Source organism: Alteromonas confluentis (genome assembly GCF_001757105.1).
In the GTDB taxonomy this organism is placed as follows: domain Bacteria; phylum Pseudomonadota; class Gammaproteobacteria; order Enterobacterales; family Alteromonadaceae; genus Alteromonas; species Alteromonas confluentis.
Map to the genome: position 1 here is coordinate 149,925 of NZ_MDHN01000013.1, position 25,706 is coordinate 175,630.

Here is a 25,706-nt window from a genome sequence, read left to right on the forward strand (position 1 = left end):
GCAAATGAGCTACTGAACTTAGTAGTAAGAGTGCTCACCAGCTTCGTGCTCAGTGGCATCACGAACGCCAGTCAGTTCGCCAGGGAACTGGTCCAGCAGTTGTTTTTCAATACCTTCTTTTAAGGTTACGTCAACCATTGAACAGCCGTTACAGCCACCACCAAATTGCAGTATAGCGAGACCGTCTTCGGTAATTTCAAGTAGCACAACTTTACCGCCGTGGCTGGCAAGCTGCGGGTTTACTTCAGATTCAATAACGTAACTAACACGGTCTACCAGCGGGGCGTCTGAATCAACCTTGCGCGCTTTCGCGTTTGGCGCTTTTAATGTGAGCTGAGAACCCATTTGGTCAGTCACATAATCAATTTCCGCTTCTTCCAGAAAAGGGGCGCTTTCGGCATCAACAACAGCATCAAAACCATTGAACGGCAAGGTAATATCGCCAGGCTCAACCGCACTTGGAGGACAGTAAGACACGCCACATTCTGCTGTGGAGGTTCCCGGGTTAACTACGAACACTCTGATGTTCGTCCCAGCATCTTGTTTTTCCAACAGTTTTGCGAAGTGAGCCTGAGCGCCTTCTGATATAGTAATCATTAACAAGTCCTACGTTGCATCGTTATGTGCATATAATAACAAATTTACCTGACTAAAACAGTCAAGTATTGCGGGCATTTATTCAGGTGTGGTCAAAAGTACAAAAAACAACAGGAAAACCCAAAATGACTTCATATTTCAGACGAACGGGTAAATGGATTTCGGCGTTACTTTTAGTCACCGGTTTTTCGGTTTCAGCAGCCCCGGACTTTAAAGATACCGGTGGTAAACCCGCTACGGCCTATTTGCCGGCAGGCACTGAATTTGACCCCGTTGTTCCCACACCTGAATCGTTTTTAGGCAGTGAAGTGGGTACCTGGCATGTTCGCCACGATCAACTGGTTGCCTATATGCGAGCGCTGGCTGAATCGTCAGACCGGGTATCATTGGAAGAGACCGGTAAAACGCATGAAAACCGCCCGCTGCTATTGTTAACCATCACCGCCCCGGAAAACAAAGGGAAATTGCCACAATGGCGTGAACAGCATCTGGCGTCGGTGAATGATGGGGCAAAAACCGCAAAAAATGCCCCTCTGTTCCTTTACATGGGTTACAGCATTCACGGCAACGAACCCTCAGGCAGTAATGCCGCGCTGGTTGTGGCCTATTATTTGGCTGCCGCCACCAACGATAAAATGGTGTCAGAGTTACTGGCCAGTAACGTGGTGTTATTCGATCCCTCCTTCAATCCTGATGGTCTTTCGCGCTTTGCTCAATGGGCAAACATGCATAAGGGCAAAAATTTAAATGCCGACGGGGATAACCGTGAACACCGTGAAGGCTGGCCATCTGGCAGACCAAATCACTACTGGTTCGATTTAAACCGGGACTGGTTACTGCTAACACATCCTGAATCCCGTGCTCGCATTGCACAGTTTCAAAAGTGGCGTCCGCATATTCTTACCGATCACCATGAAATGGGCCCTGACAGTACATTCTTCTTCCAGCCTGGTGTGCCTTCACGCAAAAATCCGAACACGCCCGATGGCAACGTGCGTCTGACAGAGGCGCTGGCGGCTTTCCATGCCGAGGCTTTCGACGATGCGGGTCAATTGTATTTTTCTGAAGAAGGGTTTGATGATTTCTATTACGGAAAGGGCTCGTCGTATCCGGATTCCATGGGCAGCATAGGGATTCTGTTTGAGCAAGCCAGCAGCCGCGGCCATGTACAAGAAACCGTTAATGGCGAATTACCCTTTGCCCAGACAATACAGAATCACGTTACGGCGAGCCTTAGTACCATGAGAGGCGCGCTGGCGAACAAGCCGGCGATTCTGGATTACGAAAACAGCTTCTTTAACGAGACCGCTGGGGCCATAAAAGATGACGATGACTTCGGTGCCATCATTGCTGCGCCAAATGATAAAGGGCGTGTAGACGCATTGGTGTCGATTTTAGAGCAGCATGGTATTGCTTATGGCTACAGCCAAAAAGAAGTGCAAGCCGGTGAGCAGGCTTATCCCCCAGGCAGTATTGTGGTGAGTTACAACCAGCCCAAATACCGTTTGATCAAAAGCCTGTTTTCTACCCGACAGTCGTTTGCAGAAAACACATTTTACGATGTGTCTAACTGGAATATTGCCCTGGCATTCGACCTCGATTACAGCATTCTGACTAAGCGTGAAGGGCGTAGCGTTAAAACTGCATCACAGTTGAACGCTGCATCTGAGGCAGCTATTCCTGCTAGCGCCTATGCTTATGCCTTCGAATGGAATGACTACTATTCACCCGCCATGTTGCAGCATCTATTGGAAGCGGGTGCCATTGTAAAAAGCACCGAAGCGCCGTTTACTGCGCTGTTAAGCGATGGGAGCTCCCACGACTTTGCCGCCGGCACAATGGTTGTCCCTACTGCGCTGAAACAACCTGACGATCTTATCGCTCAGCTGAAAAGTGGTGCTGCACTTTCTGGTGTGACGGTTTACGGCATTAAAAGCGGTCTGACATCGAAAGGGTCGGATCTCGGAGGGCGTACCTTGTCTCGCGTGGATGCGCCACGGGTATTGCTGGTGGGCGGCGAAGGCACCAACTCATCTGAGGCCGGTGAAATTTGGCATTATCTGGATACCCGCGTTGGTTTGTCTCCCACCATTATTGAACAATCGCGATTAAGCTATACCAACCTGGATAACTACTCTCACATCTTCTTTGTCAGTGGCAGTTACGGTGATCTTAGTGAATCTGTGACAGACGCTATTGGTAATTGGGTTAAAGACGGCGGTGTACTGATTGGTCAGAAAACGGCACTGCGCTTCTTTGCACAGAAAGGATGGTTAAACGCAGAGATTGTGTCGAGAGACAAAGTAGATGGCGCCTTTCCTACCGATAAATTGCACTATGCTGACAAAGCTGCACTGCGTGCGAGCAAAATCATTGCAGGGGCGGTGTATGAAACGACGATTGACCCTACTCATCCCATCTTCTTTGGTTACAGCGATAATATGCTGCCGGTGTTTAAAACCACCAACATGATCGTAAAAGCGGATAAAGACCCATTTACCTTGCCGGGACATTACACCGAAACACCGCTGTTGGCAGGTTACAGCGCCAAACAGTTGGAAGACATGATTGGAAATACAGCCTCTGTGCTCACACAGCCGAAAGGCCGGGGCGTGGTTATCGGCTTTGTCGACAACAACCTCTTCCGCGGTTACTGGTACGGCACCGGCAAACTGATGAGTAACGCCATCTATCAGTCGTCACACCTGACGCGGTAGGGATGTGAGCCCTGTTGCCTGAGGAAGGAATTGGCATCGAGGACACGCCGTAAATTCATCCCTGAAGGCTCGGCCGCCGCATCCCTGCGGCGGACGGTCCTCGCTGCCAACACCTTCCTCTGTCTGCGGGCTCACCCGACCATCGCAAAGGTCTCTGCACAGCGCTTAAGTTAAAAGGAGCTGCTCTGTTACTGATGTGTGCAAAATGTTCTAGGATTCACGCCGTGTCCTCGATGCTAACCCCTCCCCCGGCGAAAGTGTTCACACTCTGCTGGCGAAAACGCTCGACTCCAGCGAAGCCTCACAACCTGGTCTGGGTCAGTGGTTTTCTCAGGGTGATGGCCATGGCCCACACTTCCACGATAATGTCGGGGTTTTGGGCGCGAAGCTGGCGAGCGAGGACGTCGGCGGTGGTGCCGGTGGTCATTACATCGTCGATAATGGCAACATGATGAACGTCTTCTGGTACCTGAACGGTAAATGCCTGCCGAAGATTCAGTAAGCGCTCGGCTCGAGACAAGCCCGATTGGGTTTTACCGCCAGTACGGCTTGCCCAGTCAGTGTTTATCGGGCGATCAATGGCTCTGCCTATCTGTCGTGCTATTTCAGTAGATTGATTAAACTGGCGCCGTATAAACCGACGTAACTGAATAGGTACAGGTAACAGGCAATCTGGTAGTAGTGAATCGTCATCCAAACACATCTCCACAAACCAGTTTGCTAAAATAGACGGGCTTATCAGACAGCGTTTGAACTTGGTATTATGAATCAGTGTATCGAAGGGCCAAACGTACTCACCGCAGGCTCTGAGACAACTGTAACCGGTATGACGAAATTGCTGGCTGATTGCCGGATAGCGCAGTAAATTACCCCTATAATTAAGCTGTAACAAAAAGCGGGTATCAAATTTGCAGAACGAACATACCGGTGTGTCACTGTATTGATTGCACAGCATACATACTAAATTGGGAAGTCGCATAAAACACGTAGCTCCTGTCGGCCCGACAGTAGTGCAAGCGGCAAAATTGCAGGCATAGTTTAAAGGATGTCATCAGTGTTAAATGCTAACGTTTCAGAAAATCTCGTCAGCCGTACCCGGGGTACAGGAAAAGATCTGGTTCTGTTACACGGCTGGGGAATGAATAGCGGCGTCTTCGAGCATTTTATTCCTCTGCTGGAAGAAGAATTTCGTATAACCACTATCGACTTACCGGGGTTCGGAGAAAACAATAGCCTTGTTCCTCAACAAACCTACTCTGTGGCGTCTGTCGCAAACATGTTGTTGCCGTATTTGCCAGACAACTGCATTGTCGCTGGATGGTCTTTGGGCGGAATGGTTGCCCAGCAATTAGCGCTGGATAACCCCGATAAAATCAGTGGGCTTATTACTATTGCGTCAACGCCGCGTTTCGTTAGCGGACCATGCTGGCCGGGGATTGATGCAGATTTACTCGCTCAGTTTGAGACGCAGCTTGCGAAGGATTATCAGAAAACCCTTGAGCGCTTCTTAGCGATTCAGGCAATGGGTAGCGATACCGCGCGAAAAGATATGAAAGCGATTCGCAAGAGTATTACCGCTTACCCAACGCCCGATCTTGATGCGCTAAAAGCTGCATTAGGGTTGCTGTCTTCGGAAGATCTACGAGATCAAATTGGTCGTATTCGCCAGCCAACATTGCGTATTTACGGTCGCCTGGACAGTTTGGTGCCTACCAGCGGAATAGATCGTATTTGTGAATTGCATCCGCAAAGCGACACAGTGGTTTTGCCCCACGCATCCCATGCGCCATTTATTTCCCATCCGCAACAGTCTGCCGACATTATCCGGCAATTCGCTGGCGCGGTTTAGTTTAAAAAGATCTGTCGATATGTTTTGTTTAGGCATATCGACGGCCTTCAGCATCGACTGCTTATTACGCAGCAGATGAATCACGTTATCTCAATTGCTTGACCCCTTTTCCATCAACCTCTGAATCCTTTTCAAACACTAACGAGTTGCCACCGGTGGCATTTAGTGTTTAAATGTTAATTATAAGTTATTATTTTGTCTCTTCCGTACATCTATCTTAAAGGTGAAATATGGAGCGCTACATCATACCCAGCGTGTATCAGGCTATTCAGCTTTATCGTGTATTAGCACGCGCTGAGCGAGGCATGTCGTCATTAGAACTGGAAGAGACGCTAAAATTACCTCGGTCTTCGGTTTTCCGCTTGCTGAAAACATTGCTCAATCAATCTCTAATCAATAAACGCGGAACCCGGTACTATATCGATAATGGTATGCATGCCTTAGGCGGGATTTCTCCGACCATCCAGCTGTATCAGAGCGAGTTGGCAGCCCCCCTGGCGGAGCTCGTTGAGCATACCGCGCATGTCGCGATGTTGTGTATTCCGGCAAGTGACTGCGTTTTGGTTCAGGATGTTGTTTGCATGGACAGCACCAGCATGTCGTTGATCAGGCCCGGATACCGACTCTCATTACTGGAGTCAGCCCCCGGCCACATTATGCTTGCCTATCACTCTCGTTATCGGGAAATGTCAGACAAGAATATTACCGCAAATAGTCTGGACACTTTCCAGGTAAGTAAAATCAGCGCTCAGACTTGCACCCGTGGCTATGCGGTGTCGGCAGGGCTGAGTGATCAACAGGCCTTCATTTCGGTACCGGTGTTATCGAAAAGTGGTGAACTGCTGGCTATGTTGTGTCTGCTGATCACTAACACCAATATAAAAACTGACACCAGTGAGCTCAGTCACTGGTCTACGCAACTCAAGCTGGTTGCCTCACTGCCAGCCCGCGAATACCTCACAGATAAGAAGGAAGCCGGATAATGATAAAAACATGGTGCTTTGCTTTTACCCTTTTCGTTGCCTTTATTGGCCCACTCAAGGTCGTATATGCTGAATCGACGCTGGCTTTTGAGGGCGCCGCGGGGTTTGGAAAATATACTCGAGGCGGTAACGATGGCAAAGTGCTGGTAGTGACCACATTGGAAGATAACGCGGCGCATCCTAAAGAAGGCTCTCTGCGATGGGCGGTGAAGCAAAAGTATCCTCGGCTGATTGTCTTCGCCGTGTCTGGCATTATCCAACTGCAAGATACCCTTGAGATAAAACACCCTAACATTACCATTGCGGGGCAAACCTCGCCCGGCGGTATAGCGCTGGCAGGCGAGTCGACTTCCATCGAAACCGATCAGGTTATCATTCGACACTTACGTTTTCGTCCTGGCCATTTTCTGAAAGAAGGTGATGCGCTAAGCGCCCGTAATCACAGTGATATTATTATCGATCACTGTTCAATGAGCTGGGCCAATGATGAGGTGGGTTCATTTTACAATAACACCCGTTTTACCCTGCAGAACTCAATACTTTCTGAGAGCCTTAATAACGCAGGTCATCACAAGGGCAGTCACGGTTATGGTGGGATATGGGGAGGAAGAAAGGCGTCTTTCCTGCAAAATGTCTTAGTTAGTCACGTGAGTCGCAATCCGCGAATAAATGGCTGGCGGCTGAAGTCACCCTATCCTCAGTCTGAAGAGTTTATCGACATCCGCAATAATGTGATTGCCAACTGGCGCGACGCCTCGGGTTATGGTGGTGAAGCGGGAAAAGCGAACCTTGTCGGCAATGTTTACTTGCCGGGACCGGCAACCAGTTCGCCGCGCTTTTTTGAATTCTGGGGAGATGATCGTCCGATTGCGCAGTTGTTTATCGCAGAGAATTTGATGAAAGGTGATGAGATGATGACGGCTGATAACCGGTTGGGCATCAAAGTAAAAAATCAGAAAAAACACCCAAAGCAGGCTGCCGATATTGAATCGCGTAGCCTAAGCAATAAGCCTTTCATGGGGGCTACAATAGACGCCCTCGGCGATGTTGTTCTGAACACAGAGCAGGTATGGCATAAACTTATTATTCAAAGGGATGCTGGTGCAAATGCGCAACGTCTACGTCGTGGTAATGATAGCGTAGACACGCGCATCTTCGACCAGGTTGCTAACAATCAGTTTCAAGTGGGTAATAAAGGCATTATCGACTCGGAACTCGATGTAATGCGCTGGGACACCTATCTCAAAGAACTCACAGCCTACGACAATAACGCCATTGAACAGCCTGACGAAGCCTCATATCGCAGCATGTTATAAGCAATCACACCCCCGCAAATGTTGATATTTTAATATTTTGTAAATTTGAAGTTAAAATTTGTACTCCTGAAATGATTTTCTGGTAATAATGCTACCGGTGGCATTCGTAAAAAGGGCGAATGCCGGGAAACACAATAAGGAGTGCAGGACATGAAAGTGTATAAATGGACAGCACTGGCAGTGGCGATATCATCGGCATTTCCGGCTCTGGCACAAATCCCTCAAGAACAAGAAAAAGCACAACAAGAACAGCAACCGCAAACCATTCAGCAGCAGACTGAAGCCGCGGCAGACGACAACGACATTGAAATTGTAGAAGTAAAAGGCGTTAAACAAGCCGACCTTAAAGCGCGAGATCTGGAGCGAATGAAAAATGGCTTCAGCTCAGTAATATCAACCGATGATCTTGGTAACTTCGTCGACCAGAACGTAGCCGAATCATTACGACGTTTGCCCGGCGTTACCTTACAACGCTCAGAAGGTGAAGGTAAGTTTGTTACGGTGCGTGGCCTCGGTCCGGGGTTCGTATCGGTAAACATGAACGGCTCACAAATGTCCGGCGCTGGCGAAGAGCGTAAGGTTGGCCTAGATGCCCTGCCCGCTGATTTGCTCGGGACCATAGAAGTACTTAAAACCCTGACACCCGATCAGAACCTAAATTCTATCGGTGGCACAGTCAACGTAAAAGCCATATCAGCGTTTGACCGCGGTAAAGATACCCTGAAAATGCGTATTCAGGATGCGTACTCGGAGGCCCGTGGCGAGCATTCTCCTAAATTCAGCTTTGATGGCACCCAACTGTTTCTTGGCGATACGCTGGGGATCGGTTTCGCCGTTTCTCATGAAGATAGAAAAACCCAAATTGATGAGACCCGCCATCATAGCTCCAATGAGATGAAATTCTATCGCGCGGATTTGGGTCTTACCGACGAACAAATTGCGGCAGGTGATGAAATTCTCGCTCCGGCACAGCTAGAATACCGTCGCGAAGTGGCCGGACGTACCCGTCAGGCTGCAGCGTTAAATATCGAATACCGTCCTGATCCTGATAATTACTACTTCGCAAAAGGCACCTATACCCAATTCGAAGATGATGATCTGGCACTCCGTGAGTTCTATGACTTTCAGGATGCTGGCTCTGTGGGTAATGGTGAAATTGTTTATGTGAACGGACAAACAAAGGAATTCATTTTAAGCGACATCGATGTATTCCATCAGCAGTTCATCCAGGAAAGTGAAAATAAAACCATCACTTTCAGCCTGGGCGGTGAAAACCGGTTCGCTGATAGGTTTGTGTTCGATTACGAATACGCCCAGTCGCGCTCAGAGGAAGATTCTCGCGGTGACCGTCGTGTGCAGTTTCGCGAACGCGATCTTATCGTTTATGGCCAGGGCATGCGTGACAACATTCGCGCCCGGGTGCTGTCTCCAGATGAAGCGGCGCAGATTGCCGGTCTGACATACGACCCTGAAGACAGTATTTTTGGCACCTCTGGCAGCGGCGATGGTTCAGATTTAGCGAATTATCAATTCGATAATCTGTTTTTAGAAGACGGTTTACGTACCGATGAAATTAAAACCGTAAACCTCAATCTGCGCGCGGATGTGTACAGCGACTGGCTGAATTATGTGAAAGTTGGTGCGCAGTTTTCTGAACGCGATCATATCCGTGATAAAGACCGCTGGAGTTTCGACCCGTCGGCCAGTGATTGTAGTGATGATGCCTGTGTGGAAGTGGTTAACTCCAACCTGGCCGATTACAACACCGCCATTCCTGCAGATAGTCAATTCCAGCTACCTTTTGAAAGTCGTGAAACCGTGGATGACATGGTTGCAGCTGTCCGTCAAACGGTAGATGTCGCGACCAATGGTGAAGTGTCCATTGAGAGCACGAAAGGCGATTACACCATCGTGGAAGACACCAGAGCGGTTTACGGCATGGTGGAAATTCCAATCGGCATGGATGCGACCCTCATCACCGGTGTGCGCTGGGCTGAAACCGAGTTTTCATCCACCGGCTTTATGTCGCTGGAAAATGACGACTTTGAATTTAATGGCGCCGGCGCCGGTACGCTAGATATTGCTATTCCATTACCGGAAGCGTCTATCAAATACAGTGAGTTCTTTCCCAGTGCGCACCTGAAATGGGAAGCTTCGGAAGATATTCTGGTGCGTGCAGCCGTGTGGACCAGTTATACCCGTCCATCGTTCAAACAGGCCCGTGGCTACGCGATATTCGACAGCGACATCGAGCTATGTCCGCCGGGTTCCGATGACTGTGATGACAGTTCGGGTGGTGCGTCGTTACAGCAATTGAGTCAGTTTGTACTGGCGTCCGATAACGCGTTGGATGTGGGTAACCCGAACCTGCTGGCAATGACCTCCATCAACTACGATGCATCCATCGGCTGGTATCCGTCGGAAGATTTGTTCATGGAAGCCGCCATCTTCTACAAAGACATTGATAATTTCATTGTTGATGTAAATGGCGTTGGTATGGCTATTGATCAGCTACCGCTGACTCTGCCGGTGAATCAGGTCACGGAATTTGTTATTCCGCAAAACCTCTATCTTGATGAAATCAATATCACGATTAACGGTGATAAAGCTACGGTGTACGGGATTGAGCTAAGTTACAACCAGTATTTCGACAATGGCTTTTTCCTGCAAAGTAACGCCACTTTCCTCGACAGTGATGCCACGCTGGACCCATCTATTCGTCAAGGTTCTGTAGCACTGCCAGACCAAGCCGACACCACGTTTAATTTGGTCGTCGGATGGGAAAGTCAGACTTTCTCTGCGCGGTTCATCGGTAACATCCGTTCGGATGTGCTGGAGCAGATCGGTTCGTGCCCGGCGAATGTGTCGCTGGATGATGCCGCGAACTGCAAAATCTGGGGTGATCAATACCAGGCTGACGTGAAGAGTCTGGACTTCAAACTGCAGTATGACGTGACTGATAACATCCAGCTTTACTTTGATGCGATTAACCTCACTGACCAGGCTGATCTGCGCTATTTCGAAGGGAATGCGCAGAGCGGCGGCAATGTTCTTTATCAGAAAGAAGAATTTGGCCGCAGCTATCAGCTGGGAATGAACGTGAAATTCTACTGATTTGTCTGAGCCGGTGCTTGCACCGGCCAAGCCCTACATTAGCTGGCGCGGACAAACTGAATGGGAACGTGCGCCCGGCAGATTACATGGAGAATGAGTGTTATGAAACTCACAAAAATAGCAACGGTAGTCAGTGGCATCATGCTACTGTCTGCGTGCGGAGAAAAAAGTACTACAAACGTAACCCTACCGCCTGATCCGGCGTTGACCGGGGTATTTGTCGACAGCCCCGTTGCGGGCCTTGGTTACCGTTCAGAGTCGGTGGCGAGCGGCACAACAAATGATGCCGGGGAGTTTTCCTACTTCCGTGGTGAACAACTGACTTTCTTTATCGGCGATCTGGTATTTCCGGATGCGCCGGCGTCCAGCGTAATTTCACCGTTGGATTTATTTGCTACCGACAACGCATTCAATCAGTCGGTGGTAAATACCCTCAGACTAATGCAATCGCTGGATACCGACGGTGACCCGTCAAACGGCATTACCATCAGTGCGAATGCCGCAGCCGCGGCGGAAATGGTGCTAGCCGACGGCGAAACTGTGCAGGATTTCTTTGCTCAGTCTGATGCTGATTTTGCGGCCGACGTAGAAGTATGGCTGGCCGCGGCTGGTGGTGCCAGCAGTACGCTGGTAGGTAAAGACGCCGCCATCAGTCATTTTGTTGAATACCTTGAAACAGAGCGCGGTACCCTGTTCCCCAACACGTTTGACGTAGACCTGTTTGTCGGTTCCGTTTACGCGCCGGTAAGAAGCGGCCGAAACGTAACCCAGAGTGAGTATGCCTTTACCCCAGCAAATGAAGACAATCTCACCGGCACCTTCACCCAAACCACAACAGAAGGTGAAGTAAGTGGTGAATACCATTTTGATTTTGGTCGTAAAGTGATGGTGCTGACTGTTGGCGATTCACAAAAGTACTTGATAGCTCGCGCCTTTAACACCGTGAATCAGGTTTATAGTCTGTGCGATGGCAGTGCTGACGATGCGCAAAGTTTGGTTGGTCAGGTGGAAGCTTGTCTGGCCGCAGACGATCCGATGAGTGCGGTATTTGCCTTCAGTGAAGAGCAGGCCGCAGCAGAGTTTGAACGCCTGGTAGAAGCCGCAAATTCTGTGCAGGCTGCGCTGGAAGAAAACTTCGATACCGACACCGATACCTTCTTCTCATCGGCTTACAAGCGACTCAGTGAAGAGCCAGATGCTGGACCGTTGTATATCAAAACGGGCGGCAGTCCGGTTGTAGACCCTACCACTGGCCACCTTATCCTGGAAGGCGATAGATTTAGCATTGGTAATGCAGCGGCCAATCCATTGGCGAGCACATCAGGTTCCGACACCGTCGGCACGGGTATTTACAACATCAGTGAAGGTTTCACCATCAGCTTCGATGTAATTGCACACAACGGTGGCGGTTCGTTCTCACTATATGTTGATAACAACACCACCGGCCAAGATAACTCCGTACACGGTGCAGCGAGTAAATTTGTCAGTATCGGCTTATCCGGCGATGAACTCGCGCCGGGTAGCCGCTTCACCTACACCTATGTGCCAGGCGCCGATGTTAACGGCGGCGATCCGGCAGCCGATGATGCGAAAATTCTCGACCCGACCGTCACCAACAGTTTCTTCCAACTTCGCACCGACTCCAGCGCGGCAATCACACTGGATAACCTGCGTATTGAAACGGTAGCCAGTGCGGTTGAGCCAGTAGAACCGACACCTGTTGAACCCGAAGAGCCTGAGGTGCCGGTCACTATTCCTCGATTGGGCTTACCGCTTAGCTACAGCCTTGCAGGCATCGGCGATGATATTTTCTCTGTTGCTTTCGCGTCGGCCGAGGATGCAGAAGGCAACGATGTGCCGCTGTTCGTATCCACCGGTGGTTCTGTCACGCTGGTAGAAAGCGGTATTCAGCTGGATGGTGGTCGCTTTACGTTGGGTAATACCTATCCGGATAACGTCAGTGCCGCTGACAACACCACCTTGTCTGGTGCGCTGGATTTAAGCCGCCCTTATAACGTGGTGTTTGATGTGGTTTCCGCCGAAGATACGGAAGGAGACAATAAATTCCAGATTTATGTAGACAACAACACTTCCGGCAGCGCCAACTCTTATCTTGGTGGCGACTCGCGCTTTTATAATGAGCCGGTAACGTCACTCGTGGCAGGCACTACGGTAACGGTGCCCGGACAGGTGGCCAGCCAGAACTCCTACCTGCAATTTCGCACCGAAAGCGGCTCTATTGTGGTGATCGACAACATCCGCATCGAATATGTGCAAGCAAACACCTTGCTGGAAGAGACCTTTGAAACCGACGTCGACACAATGTTTACCGCGGCGTACAAGAGTACAGACGGTAGTGGTACCGTACCGTTCTACAGCGTGACCGGGGGCGGCAGCGGCCTGGTTATTTCAGATGGCGAACTGGCTATCGACAGTGCCCGCTTCTCTATCGGTAATACTACGCCAGACGTGGATACCACCGATGCTGATACCGTTACCAGCGGTATGCTGGATCTCAGTCGTGAATACACCATCAGTATGGATATCGTGTCGGTGGAAGACACGGAAGGAAACAATAACTTCCAGATTTATGCCGACAACAACACCAGCAGTAGCGGTAAATCCGTTCATGGTAGTGCGTCGAAGTTCTACAGTGAACAAATTACCGCACTGACACCGGGTCAACGACTTACCATTGAAGGCTTCATTGCTACCCCATCATCGTTCCTGCAACTGCGAACGGAAAGTGGGGGCAAAGTGGTGATTGATAATCTGGTGATTGCTTACACCGGCGATGCAGAGCCGCAGGCATTCAGCTGTGCGGATGAACCGGATCTGTATTTCTGTGATGATTTTGCCAGTGGCACTACAGATAACTTCAACTTGATTTCGGATGTATCAGGCAGTAATGGTCCCCAGGGCGTGTTCGATATTCTCGATGACGACGGCAATAACGTGCTGCGCTACACCGCAGGCGGTGAAGGGGGTGAAATCTTCCTGCTGAATGAAGCAGCCATGGCGAACGTGCCGGATAGCGGCGATTACTTTGTGGAAGCCCGTATTCGTCCCCGTCAGAACAGTACCACCCGCAATAAGCAAATCTTCCTGTTAGGTCGCTACGACAGCGCAGGAAATTGGTATGGCGGTGGTCTGAATGTGCAGAACTCTTTTTCCAGCACCCAGGTGGAAGTGGCTATGAGCACTGAGGGCAGCATTGCCCGTCCGGTACAGGCAAAATCGCCTATTCTGCTTGGTGAAGCGGGTGGCACAGATGGCACCTGGTATCGTGTTCGTTTTGAAATGATCGGTGAAAACCTTACCGTTTATCTCGATGGCGAAAATATGGGTACCACTACCGATGGCCAGTACACGGCGAAAGGTCTGGTTGGCATGTTCACCAATAACCGCTCGTTTGAAATTGACGATGTGAAAATTGGTGACCCGACGATTAAACCGGTACAACTGACCCTAGACTACAAAGATGCCACTTGGGAAACCACAACTAGCAGTGATGATCTGTATGTCTACGTGACAGCAATTCAGAACGATGGTGTCACCGACGATACTTTCTCAGTCGTCAGCAGCAATCCTTCTGTGGTGAACTTGGAAATTGATGGGCCGACAGTGAAGGCGACGCCGGTGGCAGCAGGTACTGCTACCCTGACGTTTACTTCAGGTTCTGATCCCACGTTAAGAAAAACCATCGACGTGACGGTGGAGGAAGGTTTCGTTATGCCAACTGGCACTTACGGCAACCTGACCGGCGATACCATGCCATACGCGGGTAAACAAAACGCGCACATTGATACCTCGTTGGCGCTGACATTCGATGATACGCCGGTACTCGGAGATGTGGGGGAGATCCGTATTTACGATGCCGCCGACGATACGCTGGTGGATGTGGTCAATGTGGGCGTTGACGAAGACTTTATCGGCTATGCCGGTCAGGAACGTCAGCGCAAGGTGTACTACCGTCCGGTAAGCGTGGATGGTAATACGCTGATCATTAAGCCGCACAACCACGCGCTAGAATATGGTAAGTCCTATTATGTTGCCATTGCTGATTCTGTGGTTACCAGCGGTACGCTGAACGGTGAAGCTTTCGTTGGTCTGGGTAAAGACGCCAACTGGTCGTTCTCCACCCGTGAGGCCGCGCCAGAAAGCAATTTGCTGGTGGTGGACGACGATGGCGAGGCTGACTTCAGAACCGTACAGGGCGCACTGAACTATGTGATGCAAAGCGTACCGTCTGACGAGGCCGCAACCATTACGGTGATGGCGGGTGAGTACGAAGAAATGATGCTGCTGCGTGATCACAACAACGTCACCATTCAGGGTGAGGATCGCGATAACACCATTGTTTATTACAACAACTTCGAGAGCTTCAACAGCGGCAGCGGAAAGAGTGAAGCGCCGGGCACCGGTACGCCTTCTGGTGGTCGTAGTGTGTTCCTCATTGAAGGCGTGGATAACCTTGTTCTGAATAACTTCACCTTGAAGAATAGCCATATCCGTGACAATCAGTACTCGAATCAGGCTGAAACTCTGTACTTCAACAGTGATAGTGGCCGCCTGACAGCCACCAACATGAACTTCATCAGTGAGCAAGACACCTTGCTGCTGAAAGGCTACAGTTGGTTCTATCAGTCGTTGATTGCCGGTAACGTCGACTTTATCTGGGGCTACGTGAACACCGCGCTGTTTGAGGAAAGTGAAATCCGTACCATTGGTGATTCCAAGAACGGTGATCCAACCCAGGATACCGCTGGTGGCTATGTGCTGCAGGCCCGGGTGCCAGACATTAACAACAAAGGGTTTATTTTCCTGAACAGTGAATTTACCCATGGTCCGGGCCCTCTTGGCAACGATGTGCTGGACAACTCTACTTACATCGCCCGCAGCGGTGGCAGCAGCAGTTACTTCGATAACATCACGCTGATCAACAACCGCTTTGACACCCATATTGCAGATATTGGCTGGGCGGGTGAAGGTATCAATAGTCAGCCTGCGCCGAATCCGAATCCAGCTACCGCAGCTGCTGGCTGGCGAGAATATGGCAGCATGGATATGCAGGGCAATCCGCTGGATTTATCTACCCGTCAGTTTGGTTATGAGTTGTCTGCCGGCGACGTGACGGCGCTAACAGACCGTAACAGTATCTTTGCTCACTACAACAGCGACGAAGGCTGGACACCCACTCCGCTAAATGCGCCTGTCATAACGCCAGTGGAGGATGATTTGGCTAACGGCTTTGCCGCATTTAACTTCGATCTTACCGGTGGTGCGGGTGGTACAGTTGTTACTGTGGACAATGGCGCTGACTTACAGGCCGCACTGAATACCGCTGCCTCTACCAATACGCCGGTAACCGTGTATGTCGATGGTGTTATCACCGACGCTAATACGGGTGGAACAGGTAGTCCCATTGAAATCCGTGATATGAACGATGTCTCTATTATTGGTGTTGCCGACCGAGGCGAGTTTGACGGTATCGGTATTCTCATCAAGCGCGCCAACAACGTGATAATTCAGAACCTGAAGATCCACCACGTGTTAACCGAAGGCAAAGATGCCATTGGCATCGAAGGTGACAATGACGGTTCGACAACCAGTAATATCTGGATTGACCATAACGAGCTGTACAGCACGTTGTCAGTAGACAAAGACTTCTATGACGGCTTGGTAGACAGTAAGCGGGGCGCGAAAAACATCACTATTTCGTATAACTATCTGCACGATCACTGGAAAGCGTCGCTGCATGGTCATACGGAGTCGGATACCGACAGTGATAACACCGACCGCTTTATCACCTTCCACCACAACCGTTTTGAGAATATAGAGTCACGTCTGCCGCTGTTCCGCTACGGCTTCGGACACCTATACAATAACTACTACAACGGTATTTCCTCAACAGCCATCAACTCGCGAATCGGCGCAGAATTGCAAATTGAGCACAATGTGTTTGAGCAAACGCAAAACCCCATTGTGTCGTTCTATTCTGACGTTATAGGTTACTGGAATACAGCAGGAAACGTGTTCGGGACCGGGGTTACATGGACTGAACCTGATGCTGGTGATGTATCAGCAGGGCCAGATGCTGAACCGACTTCCAGTTACACCGTACCTTACGATTATGCGTTGGACGATGCGGGTTCTGTGAAGGTGAAAGTTATTAATCATTCCGGTGTGGGTAAAATTGCCCAAGACGCTGAGGCTATTCCGGCCGTCGATTAAAATACTCACAACATGGAAGTAGCAAACACGCCTCCTGTGGTTTACAGGAGGCGTGTTTTTTTACATGTTCTCTAATATAAATCTCTAAACCGGGCAGTCGCTTAGGGAAAATTCAGCATAGATGCTTTTACTTTCACTTACTCTTGGTCAATAATTGACCTGAGAGTGTATGAGGTGCAAGTTTGGTGTGGTAGCCAACTTGCTATTAGAGGTATCAGTCATGTCGAGCATTATTGGTAATAATATCAATTCGGCGATTGTGTCTGGCATGAGCGGAATTCAAAACGCTTATGAGGGAATGACACAGGCTTCCGTAAATTTAGCGCAGCGCGCAGCCCAGACCAGTGTCGAACTTAATGGCACCGGCGATGTATTGGCTAATGCGTCACTCAATAGTTTGTCTAATGTGCGAAATACACTTCCGCAAAATGTAGGCAGCGTGACCGATGACCTAATTTCGCTGCAAATTAACAGTAAGAATGCACTGGCATCTGCCAAGGTTGTCGATACAGCATTCGATACTGTTGGTACGATTATCGACACACTGACTTAATAACAGTATGAATATTGTCACGCCCATTCCAACGTCTTTAGTGTTCTCCACAGCCAATGTGAACACCGAATCTGCGCGCCGTGACAACCTATTAAAAGACACCATTCCGCCATCTAAAGATGCTGACCAAGGCGCTGCTGAGCAGGGGTTAGGATCTGAATCCGATCGCGCCCGTACGCCCGGGCAAAAGCCTGCGCCGGTCACCTATGAGCGTCCGCAAATTCAAATTGATGCCGGCGCTGACGCATTGCAACAAAACGACAATGTGGACAACCCGGAAACAGGCGCTGACAACGCCAACCAGGAAAGCGCGGGTAGAGAGTCGGCGGAAGAAAAGCAGCAACAACAAGCTGAACAGGACGAAATTCAAGAACTCAAAGCGCGAGACCAGGAAGTTCGCCAGCACGAGCAGGCGCACTCAGCCCGTGGTGGCCAGTATGCGGGTTCGCCGCAATATGAATACGAAACCGGCCCTGATAACAAACGTTACGCCACGGGTGGTGAAGTCAATATTGACGTGTCTGAGGCAGCTACGCCTGAAGATACTATCCAGAAAATGGAGCAAGTTCGTGCTGCTGCGCTAGCACCGGCTGAGCCTTCATCTCAAGATCTAAAAGTCGCCGCTGAAGCGGCCCAAAAAGCCAATGAGGCCAGAGCCGAAATGGCTAGCTCGTCAGCCTCAGGTGATGAGCAAGGGGCTGAAGTTTCATCGATTGCTGGGGAAGGTGATATCAGTTTGCAAGCTGAAGGTTCTCGGCAGTTGGAAATGGCTAATGAAGACGTTTCGCCAACTGATGAAATGCAGTCGCGGATTGGTGTCATTCAGGGGTTCTACAAAGCTACTGTGACCCCGAACTCAGGAGGCTTCACTGTTAGCGCCTAGTGGTGATACTTATTCTTAAACGAAAAAAGCCAGCAATTTAAGCTGGCTTTCTTGTATCAGGTCTTAACTTTACTTCTGCTTCGCCTTCGCGAACGCATCTGCAAAAGCATTACCCATGGCGGCATTTGCTGGCGCTTGCGCCTGACGGTTGCCACCACCGTTGTTATTACGGTTTGGCTGACGGCCTTTGCCCTGCTTGCCTGCCGGTTTACCGGCTCCGCCCGCATTGCGTTTTTCCGCTGCCGCTGCCGGTGCTGGTGTGTCGTCCAAGCGCATAGTAAATGAAATGCGCTTACGCTGAACGTCTACTTCCAATACTTTTACCTTCACAATATCGCCGGCTTTCACCACTTCACGTGGATCAGAGATGAACTTGTTGGTCAGCGCAGAAATGTGAACCAGACCATCCTGATGTACGCCCACGTCAACGAAGGCACCGAAGTTAGCCACGTTGCTCACTACGCCTTCTAAAATCATGCCAGGCTTCAGATCGCTAATGGTCTCAACGCCTTCTTTAAAGGTGGCTGTTTTAAACTCTGGGCGCGGGTCGCGGCCTGGCTTGTCGAGTTCTTTCAGAATGTCTTTAACCGTTGGTAAGCCAAACGCGTCGCTGGTGAAGTCTTCCGGTGCTAACTTACGCAGCAGATCGGTGTTTCCAATTAAATCGTTTACCGCAACCTGGGTACGATCAACGATGTTGTCGACCACAGGATAAGATTCAGGGTGAACAGATGAAGCATCCAGTGGGTTTGAACCCGCCGTAATGCGCAGGAAGCCTGCCGCCTGTTCGAAGGCTTTAGGACCAAGACGTTCCACTTTCAGCAATGCTTTACGGTCTGGGAAGGCGCCGTTGGAATCACGGAAAGACACAATGTTATGTGCCAGGGTTTTATTCAAACCAGACACGTAAGAAAGCAGTGCGGGAGACGCGGTATTTAAATCAACGCCAACGGCGTTTACACAGTCCTCAATTACGCGGTCGAGGGATTTACCCAGTTGGCTCTGGCTTACGTCGTGCTGATATTGGCCAACACCAATGGCTTTAGGCTCAATTTTTACCAGCTCCGCGAGAGGGTCCTGCAGGCGACGGGCAATAGACACTGCGCCACGCAGTGATACATCCATACCCGGCAGTTCTTTAGAAGCCAGTTCAGATGCGGAGTAGACCGATGCACCGGCCTCGCTCACCATAATCTTCTGCGCACCCAGTTCCGGCGCTGCTTTAAGCATTTCTGCTACCAGTTTGTCGGTTTCCCGCGATCCGGTGCCGTTACCAATACTGATGAGCTCGACTTTATGCTGCTTACACACATTGATAAGCGTGCGCATGGACTTGTCCCAAGCATTCTGCGGTGCGTGTGGGAAAATGGTATTGGTAGCAACCACTTTACCGGTTTTATCAACCACAGCCACTTTCACACCGGTACGCAGACCTGGATCGAGGCCCATGGTCGTTTTAGCTCCGGCAGGGGCAGCCATCAACAGGTCATTAAGGTTTTTAGCAAATACGCTGATGGCTTCTTCTTCCGCTTGTTCACGCAGCGTGGAAAAAAGCTCTGTTTCCATGTGCAGGGCAATTTTGATTTTCCAGGTCCATTGTACAACCTGCTTTAAAAATGCGTCGGCAGCACGGCCTTTGTCCGCAATGCCATAGTGTTCGGCAATGACAAATTCGCAGTGTGAAGGGGCTGTGGCGTCTTCATTTTGTGGATCCGCATTCAGCTGAATATGCAGCATGCCTTCGTTGCGACCACGGAACATGGCCAGTGCGCGGTGTGAAGGAACAGATTTCAGTTTTTCCTGGTGCTCAAAGTAATCTTTGTACTTAATCGCTTCCTGTTCTTTGCCCGGTGCTACGGTACTGGTCACGAACGCATTGTCGTTGAGATACGCGCGGATTTTTGCCAGCAGACCGGCGTCCTCTGCAAAACGCTCCATCAGAATATAGCGTGCGCCTTCCAGCGCTGATTTAGTATCAGCAACGCCATTGTCTGCGCTGATAAATGCTTCAGCTTCATTTTCTGGGGTCAGAGTGGGGTCGTTAAACAGTTTGTCGGCCAACGGTTCTAAACCGGCTTCAATGGCAATTTGGCCCTTCGTGCGGCGGCGGGGCTTGTAAGGCAGGTACAAATCTTCCAGCGTGGTTTTGCTGTCGGCGGAAACAATCTGGTTTTTCAGTTCATCAGAAAGCTTACCTTGCTCTTCAATAGACTTAAGGATCACGCCTCGACGATCTTCCAGTTCGCGAAGATAGGTGAGACGCTGTTCCAGGTTTCGAAGTTGAGAATCATCTAGTCCCTGTGTTGCCTCTTTCCTGTATCGAGCGATGAAAGGTACCGTTGAGCCTTCATCTAAAAGTGAAACGGCCGCTTGCACTTGAGTAGGGCTGACAGCGAGTTCTTCGGCAATTTTGTTGATAATCATAGTAAGCTCTGTGGCCTTTAAATTTGTGTCCTGCCGGGTCGTCAGGCCCGACTAAATATTGGGTGTATTCACTGGTGCGCAAGTATATCACTGATGAATTCATGGTTAATGCTGTTTATCTCAGTGAATCCTTTGTTTTACGCAGGTGACGTTAAACTTTGTCTTCGGTATCGTACCAAATGCGGTTTATCCACCACTCGAAGATACCGGTTTCTGTTTTCACTGTGATGTCATCGTCTACCGATTTGCCAATCAGTGAGCGTGCCATGGGCGAATCCACGGAAATATAGTCCTTACGACCAAAAATTTCATCGTACCCGACAATGCGCAGCGTCATGGTTTTACCTTTGTCGTTCTCAATTTCTATCCAAGCGCCAAAAAACACTTTGCCCTCTTGTTGAGGCGAATAGTCGACGACTTTCAGGTTTTCCAAGCACTTGCGTAAATAACGCACGCGACGGTCGATTTCCCGCAGGCGCTTTTTGTTGTACTGGTAATCCGCATTCTCGCTACGATCGCCGAGACTCGCGGCCCAGGTGACTTTGCGGGTTGTTTCGGGGCGTTCTTCCCGCCATAAATAGTCGAGCTCGTTTTGTAGCTTCCGATATCCATTACGGGTAATGAGTGGCGTGCGCATAGTAAAAATTCGCTATGTTTATGATTTTAAAACTAATCAATTATAAATTTGAGCCGATAAGCATTAAGCAATGTGGTTAATCAGCGCAAACACAAGTTTATAGGGTTATCTTGCGTAAAAAATGAACGAATTGTTGGTGAGTATGTCGAAATACTATCCATAATTAACATGGAAACGAGTGAATATTATTATGCAGCATGAGCAAACAGAGTTAAAAGAAAAACGTAGCGATCAAACGCTAACGGCCAATGGCATTACCATTGTCGGCTTTATGTTGTTTCTCTCCGGCGTGGTTTTGTTCGCAATCGGCATGATCGACATTCTCGTTCACATTAATAGCGTGAAAACCGCAGCCCTGCTTGTCGGCGGTATCGCCGCATACAAGGTAGGTCATACAATGATTAAGCATTGCGCAACGTTACGGAAACGCCCGGAACGCCGACGTCATCTGCTATCTGACAACACTTAATAGTGAATAGATGTTTTACAACAAAGCCCTTCCATTGAAGGGCTTTGTTGTTTCTGCCTCAGGCTGTGATGAGCGAGATTTAATGTTTGTAAACAATCCTCAGCAGTAAAAGCTCCGTAGCCATGGATACATTTCAAAACAGGAGATGATTTCATGAGTAATAAACTACAGGGTAAAAAAGTCGCTATTTTAGCAACCGACGGTTTTGAGCAAATTGAACTGACTAAACCGAAAGAAGCGGTGGAAGCAGAAGGCGCAACAGTTGATATTATTTCGCTGAAAGCCGACGACATTCAGGGCATGAACCATGATGAAAAAGGCGACACGTTTTCAGTAGACAAAGTAGTTTCTGCAGTAAATGCCAAAGACTATGATGGCCTCATCCTCCCTGGTGGTGTGCAAAACCCAGATACCCTGCGCACTGATGAAAAAGCGGTAACGTTTGTTCGTGATTTCTTTGCCCAGCATAAACCGGTATCTGCTATCTGCCATGGTCCGTGGATGCTGGTGGAGGCAGATGTCTTAAATAATCGAAAAGTCACGTCTTTCCCCAGTCTCAAAACCGATATTGTTAACGCGGGGGGTAACTGGGTAGATGAGGAAGTGGTTTGCGATCAAGCACTGGTAACCAGTCGCACACCGGATGATTTACCTGCCTTCTGCCGCAAAATTGTGGAAGAGCTTCGTGAAGGTAAACACGACCAGCAGCACGTATAAAACGGAGGTAACGGTAATGACTACATTATTTGATAAAGGCAGTGTCGGCAGTGTCGACGTACAGAACCGCGTTTTTATGGCACCGCTTACGCGCAGCCGTGCAGTGGATGGCACCGATGTACCATCAGACATGGCGGTAACCTATTACCAGCAGCGCGCCTCGGGTGGATTGCTGATCACTGAAGCGTCGCAAATCAGCCCTCAGGGTAAAGGCTATATTCGTACGCCGGGCATTTACAGCGCCGAACAAGTGCAGAAATGGCGAGAGATCACAGAAGCTGTGCATGAGAAAGGTGGTCGTATTTTTCTGCAGCTCTGGCATGTAGGCCGAATTAGCCACAGTCATTTTCAGCCGGATAACGCCAAGCCGCTGGCCCCTTCTGCGGTGAAGCCTGACGTGGGTGTGTTTTTCGACGGCGATAAACAGCCCGCGTCTGAACCCAAGGCCATGACGGTAGAAGAGATTCAGTCCACCGTGGCAGACTTTCAGAAAGCCGCGGAAAATGCCCGCGAAGCCGGTTTTGACGGCGTAGAAATTCATGCTGCAAACGGATATCTCATCGATCAGTTCCTGCGAGATAAAACCAATCTGCGGGACGACGAGTACGGCGGCAGCGTTGAAAATCGCCTACGTTTCTTGAAAGAGGTTACCCGCGCCGTGCTAAAAGTCTGGGATGCTTCTCAGGTGGGCATCCGCTTGTCACCGGTTGGGAATCAGAACGATATCGCAGACAGCGATCCGTTGGCCACTTTCAGTGAAGTTATTAACTTTATCAATCCACTGAACCTGGCTTATCTGCATATGGTTGAGCGCTTTCCAGGGATGCCGGCAAACAATACCGATCTCGCAACTATCATTGAACTGCGAGAGCAATGGCAGGGTTTCTATATTGCCAATGGCGATTACGACGTGCTATCCGCTAAGCAAGCAGTAGAGTCTGGCTATGCTGATGCAGTCGCATTCGGTCGTCCCTTCATTGCAAACCCCGATCTGGCTGAGCGCCTGGAAAAAGGCGTAGCCCTTAATGAGCCCGACCAAGACACCTTCTACGCCGGTGAAGAGAAGGGTTATATCGACTATCCATTTTATAATGACTAGCGCTTAAGTGCAGTTCGCGCGAAAGGAAAGGCCTTTCGCGCAGTTTACCCTCTTAAAAATCATGCTTAAAATTGTTTCAAATCAGTAGTCTAGTGAATGTAGTAACATGATGTTACCGGCTAGGTGCTCTGCTATGTTCATATAGATTTGCAGTATTGTTGATAACCCAATTAAGGACACGACGATGAGCAAAATTCTAATGATTACCGGTGACTTCGTAGAAGATTATGAGAACATGGTGCCCTACCAGGCTTTGATGGCCTGTGGTCATACCGTAGACGCGGTTTGCCCGGGCAAGAAAGCCGGCGACACGGTTAAAACCGCTATTCACGATTTCGAAGGTGACCAAACCTACACCGAAAAGCCCGGTCACAATTTCGCCCTCAATGCGACGTTCGCAGACATTAACGCTGATGACTACGATGCGCTCTACATTCCAGGTGGCCGCGCGCCAGAGTATCTGCGTTTGAACGATGCAGTAATTGAAATGGTGCGCAGTTTTTTTGTTGCCGATAAACCGGTAAGCTCCATTTGTCATGGTCCACAATTATTGGCCGCGGCCGGCGTTCTTGAAGGTAAGCGCGTTTCGGCGTATCCGGCTTGCGAACCCGAGGTGAAACTGGCTGGTGGAACCTATGTGACGGTGGAAATGGACGAGGCCATCACCGACGGCAAGTTAGTGACAGGTCCAGCCTGGCCTGCGCATCCAGCGTTGTTAAGTCAGTTCATGGCTTTGCTGTAACGCACTATTTAAATGATTAGAGGACAAGATGATGTGTGGATTATTCATTAATGCCGACGCTGACCTGTGGGAAAGTAAAACCCGCTCGATGCGCATTGAGGGTGTGGTGACATCAATTCGCATGGAGACGTTCTTCTGGAATATTTTGCAGGAAATTGCCTGTCGCGATGAAATGACGGTAAATCAGCTGGTCACCAAGCTTTATCTGGAATCGCTGGACGCCGACCATGATGTAGGTAACTTTACTTCGTTTCTACGGGTTTGCTGTGGACGATATTTGTCATTAAGTGCCGATGGGCATCTACAGCGTGATGAAGCGAAACCGTTGGCGGGTTTAGCATCGGCCAAACTTATTGAAAAAGAAACTGAGGCAGCCAATTTGCGTCAACTCAATGCCGCAAACCGACGAGGTGAAAGCCACTAAGTATTGTGCCTTCGTGCTGCTTGCGTGCTTTTCAGGGGATATAAAAAAGCCAGTCAGGGCAACCTGACTGGCTTTTTCTTATGCATTGCAAGGGTAAGTAAATGGGTCATTGACCCCTTACTTACGCGACTTATTCAGCTTCTGAATCGTCAACCACTTCCAGTAATTCAACGTCGAAAATCAGTGTTGAATTAGGTGTGATAAGGCCAGTAGAGCGTTCGCCGTAAGCCAATTCTGCAGGGATAACGAAACGGAATTTCGCACCTACTTTCATAAGCTGTACGCCTTCAGTCCAACCAGGAATGACGCGGTTCAGCGGGAAGGTAACAGGTTCGTCACGTTCAACAGATGAGTCGAAAACTGTGCCGTCAATTAAGGTGCCGTGGTAATGTACTTTAACTTGATCAGTGGCCGTAGGGCTTTTGCCTGTACCTTCCTGAAGTACTTCATACTGCAGGCCTGAATCAGTAACCGTTACACCTTCTTTCTTCGCGTTTTCTGCTAAATACTCTTCACCAAGTTTGATGTTTTCTTCAGCGGCTTTAGCAGCCATTTCTTGCTGCGCTGCGCGAACTGCCATTTCAGCAGCCTGAGCATTTTCCTGAATTTCGCCCTGGGTCATTTTGCTTTGATCTGCCAGTGCATCAAGGAAACCTTGCTTCAGGGCTTCTTTATCTAAAGGAAGACCGATTTGATCTTGTTGTTTTACACGGTTATTTACAAAAATACCCATGCCTGCGCCCATGGCGTACGCTTGTTTTTGTTCTACTGACATGTCAGCTAAGGCACTACCTTGCGCTGCTTCTTCTGCTGCAGGCTGCTTCGGTGCTTCTTCTTTTGGCTGACAGGCAAACAAACCCAGTGCAGCTACTGTCGATAAGGCGACAAGCGACTTACGCATAAAAACTTCTCCATTATTATAAAATCTTTGTCGTGCCCCGGGGTACG

At 49.5% G+C, this 25,706-nt stretch carries 18 protein-coding genes; 13 read left to right on the forward strand and 5 right to left on the reverse strand.

The annotated features are described in order from the left end of the window. Window positions 1–18: 18 nt before the first annotated feature. Complete coding sequence (gene nfuA / locus BFC18_RS06405) at window positions 19–597, reverse strand: Fe-S biogenesis protein NfuA (protein ID WP_070124495.1); 579 nt, start codon at window positions 595–597, stop codon at window positions 19–21. A gap of 125 nt (window positions 598–722) precedes the next feature. On the opposite strand from nfuA, the gene BFC18_RS06410 reads away from it, so the two are divergent. Beyond that, window positions 723–3,314, forward strand: coding sequence for a M14 family zinc carboxypeptidase (locus BFC18_RS06410; protein WP_070124497.1), 2,592 nt, complete (start codon window positions 723–725; stop codon window positions 3,312–3,314). Window positions 3,315–3,615: 301 nt separating this feature from the next. On the opposite strand, the gene BFC18_RS06415 is transcribed toward BFC18_RS06410, so the two are convergent. After that, window positions 3,616–4,293 carry a ComF family protein gene (locus BFC18_RS06415; RefSeq protein ID WP_070124499.1) on the reverse strand — a complete coding sequence of 226 codons (678 nt, stop codon included), beginning with the start codon at window positions 4,291–4,293 and terminating at the stop codon, window positions 3,616–3,618. A 75-nt stretch (window positions 4,294–4,368) separates the two neighbouring features. On the opposite strand from BFC18_RS06415, the gene bioH reads away from it, so the two are divergent. The 7 genes from bioH (at window position 4,369) to BFC18_RS06450 (ending at window position 18,246) form a co-directional block, all read left to right on the forward strand. Then, entirely contained in the window at window positions 4,369–5,163 is a 795-nt protein-coding gene (gene bioH, locus BFC18_RS06420) for a pimeloyl-ACP methyl ester esterase BioH (RefSeq protein ID WP_083272940.1), read from the forward strand. A 230-nt stretch (window positions 5,164–5,393) separates the two neighbouring features. Next, complete coding sequence (locus BFC18_RS06425) at window positions 5,394–6,146, forward strand: helix-turn-helix domain-containing protein (RefSeq protein WP_070124502.1); 753 nt, start codon at window positions 5,394–5,396, stop codon at window positions 6,144–6,146. Then, window positions 6,146–7,462 carry a pectate lyase family protein gene (locus tag BFC18_RS06430; protein WP_070124504.1) on the forward strand — a complete coding sequence of 439 codons (1,317 nt, stop codon included), beginning with the start codon at window positions 6,146–6,148 and terminating at the stop codon, window positions 7,460–7,462. The genes BFC18_RS06425 and BFC18_RS06430 overlap by 1 nt, the downstream gene beginning before the upstream one ends. Window positions 7,463–7,612: 150 nt before the next feature. Further along, entirely contained in the window at window positions 7,613–10,576 is a 2,964-nt protein-coding gene (locus BFC18_RS06435) for a TonB-dependent receptor (protein ID WP_070124506.1), read from the forward strand. A 102-nt stretch (window positions 10,577–10,678) separates the two neighbouring features. After that, window positions 10,679–16,810, forward strand: a complete 6,132-nt coding sequence (locus tag BFC18_RS06440; protein ID WP_070124508.1) for a pectinesterase family protein — start codon at window positions 10,679–10,681, stop codon at window positions 16,808–16,810. Window positions 16,811–17,030: 220 nt separating this feature from the next. Then, window positions 17,031–17,363, forward strand: a complete 333-nt coding sequence (locus BFC18_RS06445) for a hypothetical protein (RefSeq protein WP_070124510.1) — start codon at window positions 17,031–17,033, stop codon at window positions 17,361–17,363. Window positions 17,364–17,370: 7 nt separating this feature from the next. Beyond that, window positions 17,371–18,246 carry a putative metalloprotease CJM1_0395 family protein gene (locus tag BFC18_RS06450; RefSeq protein ID WP_070124511.1) on the forward strand — a complete coding sequence of 292 codons (876 nt, stop codon included), beginning with the start codon at window positions 17,371–17,373 and terminating at the stop codon, window positions 18,244–18,246. Between the two features lie 69 nt (window positions 18,247–18,315). On the opposite strand, the gene BFC18_RS06455 is transcribed toward BFC18_RS06450, so the two are convergent. Next, complete coding sequence (locus BFC18_RS06455; RefSeq protein ID WP_070124513.1) at window positions 18,316–20,670, reverse strand: Tex family protein; 2,355 nt, start codon at window positions 20,668–20,670, stop codon at window positions 18,316–18,318. Between the two features lie 151 nt (window positions 20,671–20,821). Further along, the gene (gene greB / locus BFC18_RS06460) at window positions 20,822–21,307 is read right to left on the reverse strand and encodes a transcription elongation factor GreB (RefSeq protein ID WP_070124515.1); all 486 of its coding nucleotides are present in this window, start codon (window positions 21,305–21,307) and stop codon (window positions 20,822–20,824) included. 178 nt (window positions 21,308–21,485) lie between these two features. On the opposite strand from greB, the gene BFC18_RS06465 reads away from it, so the two are divergent. From BFC18_RS06465 to BFC18_RS06485, 5 genes are all read left to right on the forward strand, one after another. Then, complete coding sequence (locus BFC18_RS06465) at window positions 21,486–21,776, forward strand: hypothetical protein (protein WP_083272941.1); 291 nt, start codon at window positions 21,486–21,488, stop codon at window positions 21,774–21,776. Between the two features lie 153 nt (window positions 21,777–21,929). Further along, window positions 21,930–22,493: a type 1 glutamine amidotransferase domain-containing protein gene (locus BFC18_RS06470; RefSeq protein ID WP_070124516.1), complete on the forward strand. Its 564-nt coding sequence runs from the start codon at window positions 21,930–21,932 to the stop codon at window positions 22,491–22,493. A gap of 16 nt (window positions 22,494–22,509) precedes the next feature. Continuing rightward, window positions 22,510–23,592, forward strand: a complete 1,083-nt coding sequence (locus tag BFC18_RS06475; protein ID WP_070124517.1) for an alkene reductase — start codon at window positions 22,510–22,512, stop codon at window positions 23,590–23,592. A gap of 184 nt (window positions 23,593–23,776) precedes the next feature. Beyond that, window positions 23,777–24,334 (forward strand): DJ-1/PfpI family protein, encoded by a 558-nt coding sequence (locus BFC18_RS06480; protein ID WP_070124519.1) that lies wholly within the window; start codon window positions 23,777–23,779, stop codon window positions 24,332–24,334. 31 nt (window positions 24,335–24,365) lie between these two features. After that, complete coding sequence (locus BFC18_RS06485) at window positions 24,366–24,758, forward strand: ribbon-helix-helix domain-containing protein (RefSeq protein ID WP_070124521.1); 393 nt, start codon at window positions 24,366–24,368, stop codon at window positions 24,756–24,758. A gap of 130 nt (window positions 24,759–24,888) precedes the next feature. Here BFC18_RS06485 and fkpA read toward each other — a convergent pair whose 3' ends face one another. After that, window positions 24,889–25,659: an FKBP-type peptidyl-prolyl cis-trans isomerase gene (fkpA, locus tag BFC18_RS06490; protein ID WP_070124522.1), complete on the reverse strand. Its 771-nt coding sequence runs from the start codon at window positions 25,657–25,659 to the stop codon at window positions 24,889–24,891. Between the last annotated feature and the right edge of the window lie 47 nt (window positions 25,660–25,706).

Coding starts and splice junctions, on each gene's coding strand:
- BFC18_RS06475 (WP_070124517.1), top strand. CDS start 22,510: ATGACTACATTATTTGATAAAGGCAGTGTCGGCAGTGTCGACGTACAG.
- BFC18_RS06425 (WP_070124502.1), top strand. CDS start 5,394: ATGGAGCGCTACATCATACCCAGCGTGTATCAGGCTATTCAGCTTTAT.
- BFC18_RS06410 (WP_070124497.1), top strand. CDS start 723: ATGACTTCATATTTCAGACGAACGGGTAAATGGATTTCGGCGTTACTT.
- greB (WP_070124515.1), bottom strand. CDS start 21,307: ATGCGCACGCCACTCATTACCCGTAATGGATATCGGAAGCTACAAAAC.
- fkpA (WP_070124522.1), bottom strand. CDS start 25,659: ATGCGTAAGTCGCTTGTCGCCTTATCGACAGTAGCTGCACTGGGTTTG.
- BFC18_RS06445 (WP_070124510.1), top strand. CDS start 17,031: ATGTCGAGCATTATTGGTAATAATATCAATTCGGCGATTGTGTCTGGC.
- BFC18_RS06415 (WP_070124499.1), bottom strand. CDS start 4,293: ATGCGACTTCCCAATTTAGTATGTATGCTGTGCAATCAATACAGTGAC.
- BFC18_RS06455 (WP_070124513.1), bottom strand. CDS start 20,670: ATGATTATCAACAAAATTGCCGAAGAACTCGCTGTCAGCCCTACTCAA.
- BFC18_RS06470 (WP_070124516.1), top strand. CDS start 21,930: ATGAGTAATAAACTACAGGGTAAAAAAGTCGCTATTTTAGCAACCGAC.
- BFC18_RS06430 (WP_070124504.1), top strand. CDS start 6,146: ATGATAAAAACATGGTGCTTTGCTTTTACCCTTTTCGTTGCCTTTATT.
- BFC18_RS06480 (WP_070124519.1), top strand. CDS start 23,777: ATGAGCAAAATTCTAATGATTACCGGTGACTTCGTAGAAGATTATGAG.
- nfuA (WP_070124495.1), bottom strand. CDS start 597: ATGATTACTATATCAGAAGGCGCTCAGGCTCACTTCGCAAAACTGTTG.
- BFC18_RS06485 (WP_070124521.1), top strand. CDS start 24,366: ATGTGTGGATTATTCATTAATGCCGACGCTGACCTGTGGGAAAGTAAA.
- BFC18_RS06435 (WP_070124506.1), top strand. CDS start 7,613: ATGAAAGTGTATAAATGGACAGCACTGGCAGTGGCGATATCATCGGCA.
- BFC18_RS06440 (WP_070124508.1), top strand. CDS start 10,679: ATGAAACTCACAAAAATAGCAACGGTAGTCAGTGGCATCATGCTACTG.
- BFC18_RS06450 (WP_070124511.1), top strand. CDS start 17,371: ATGAATATTGTCACGCCCATTCCAACGTCTTTAGTGTTCTCCACAGCC.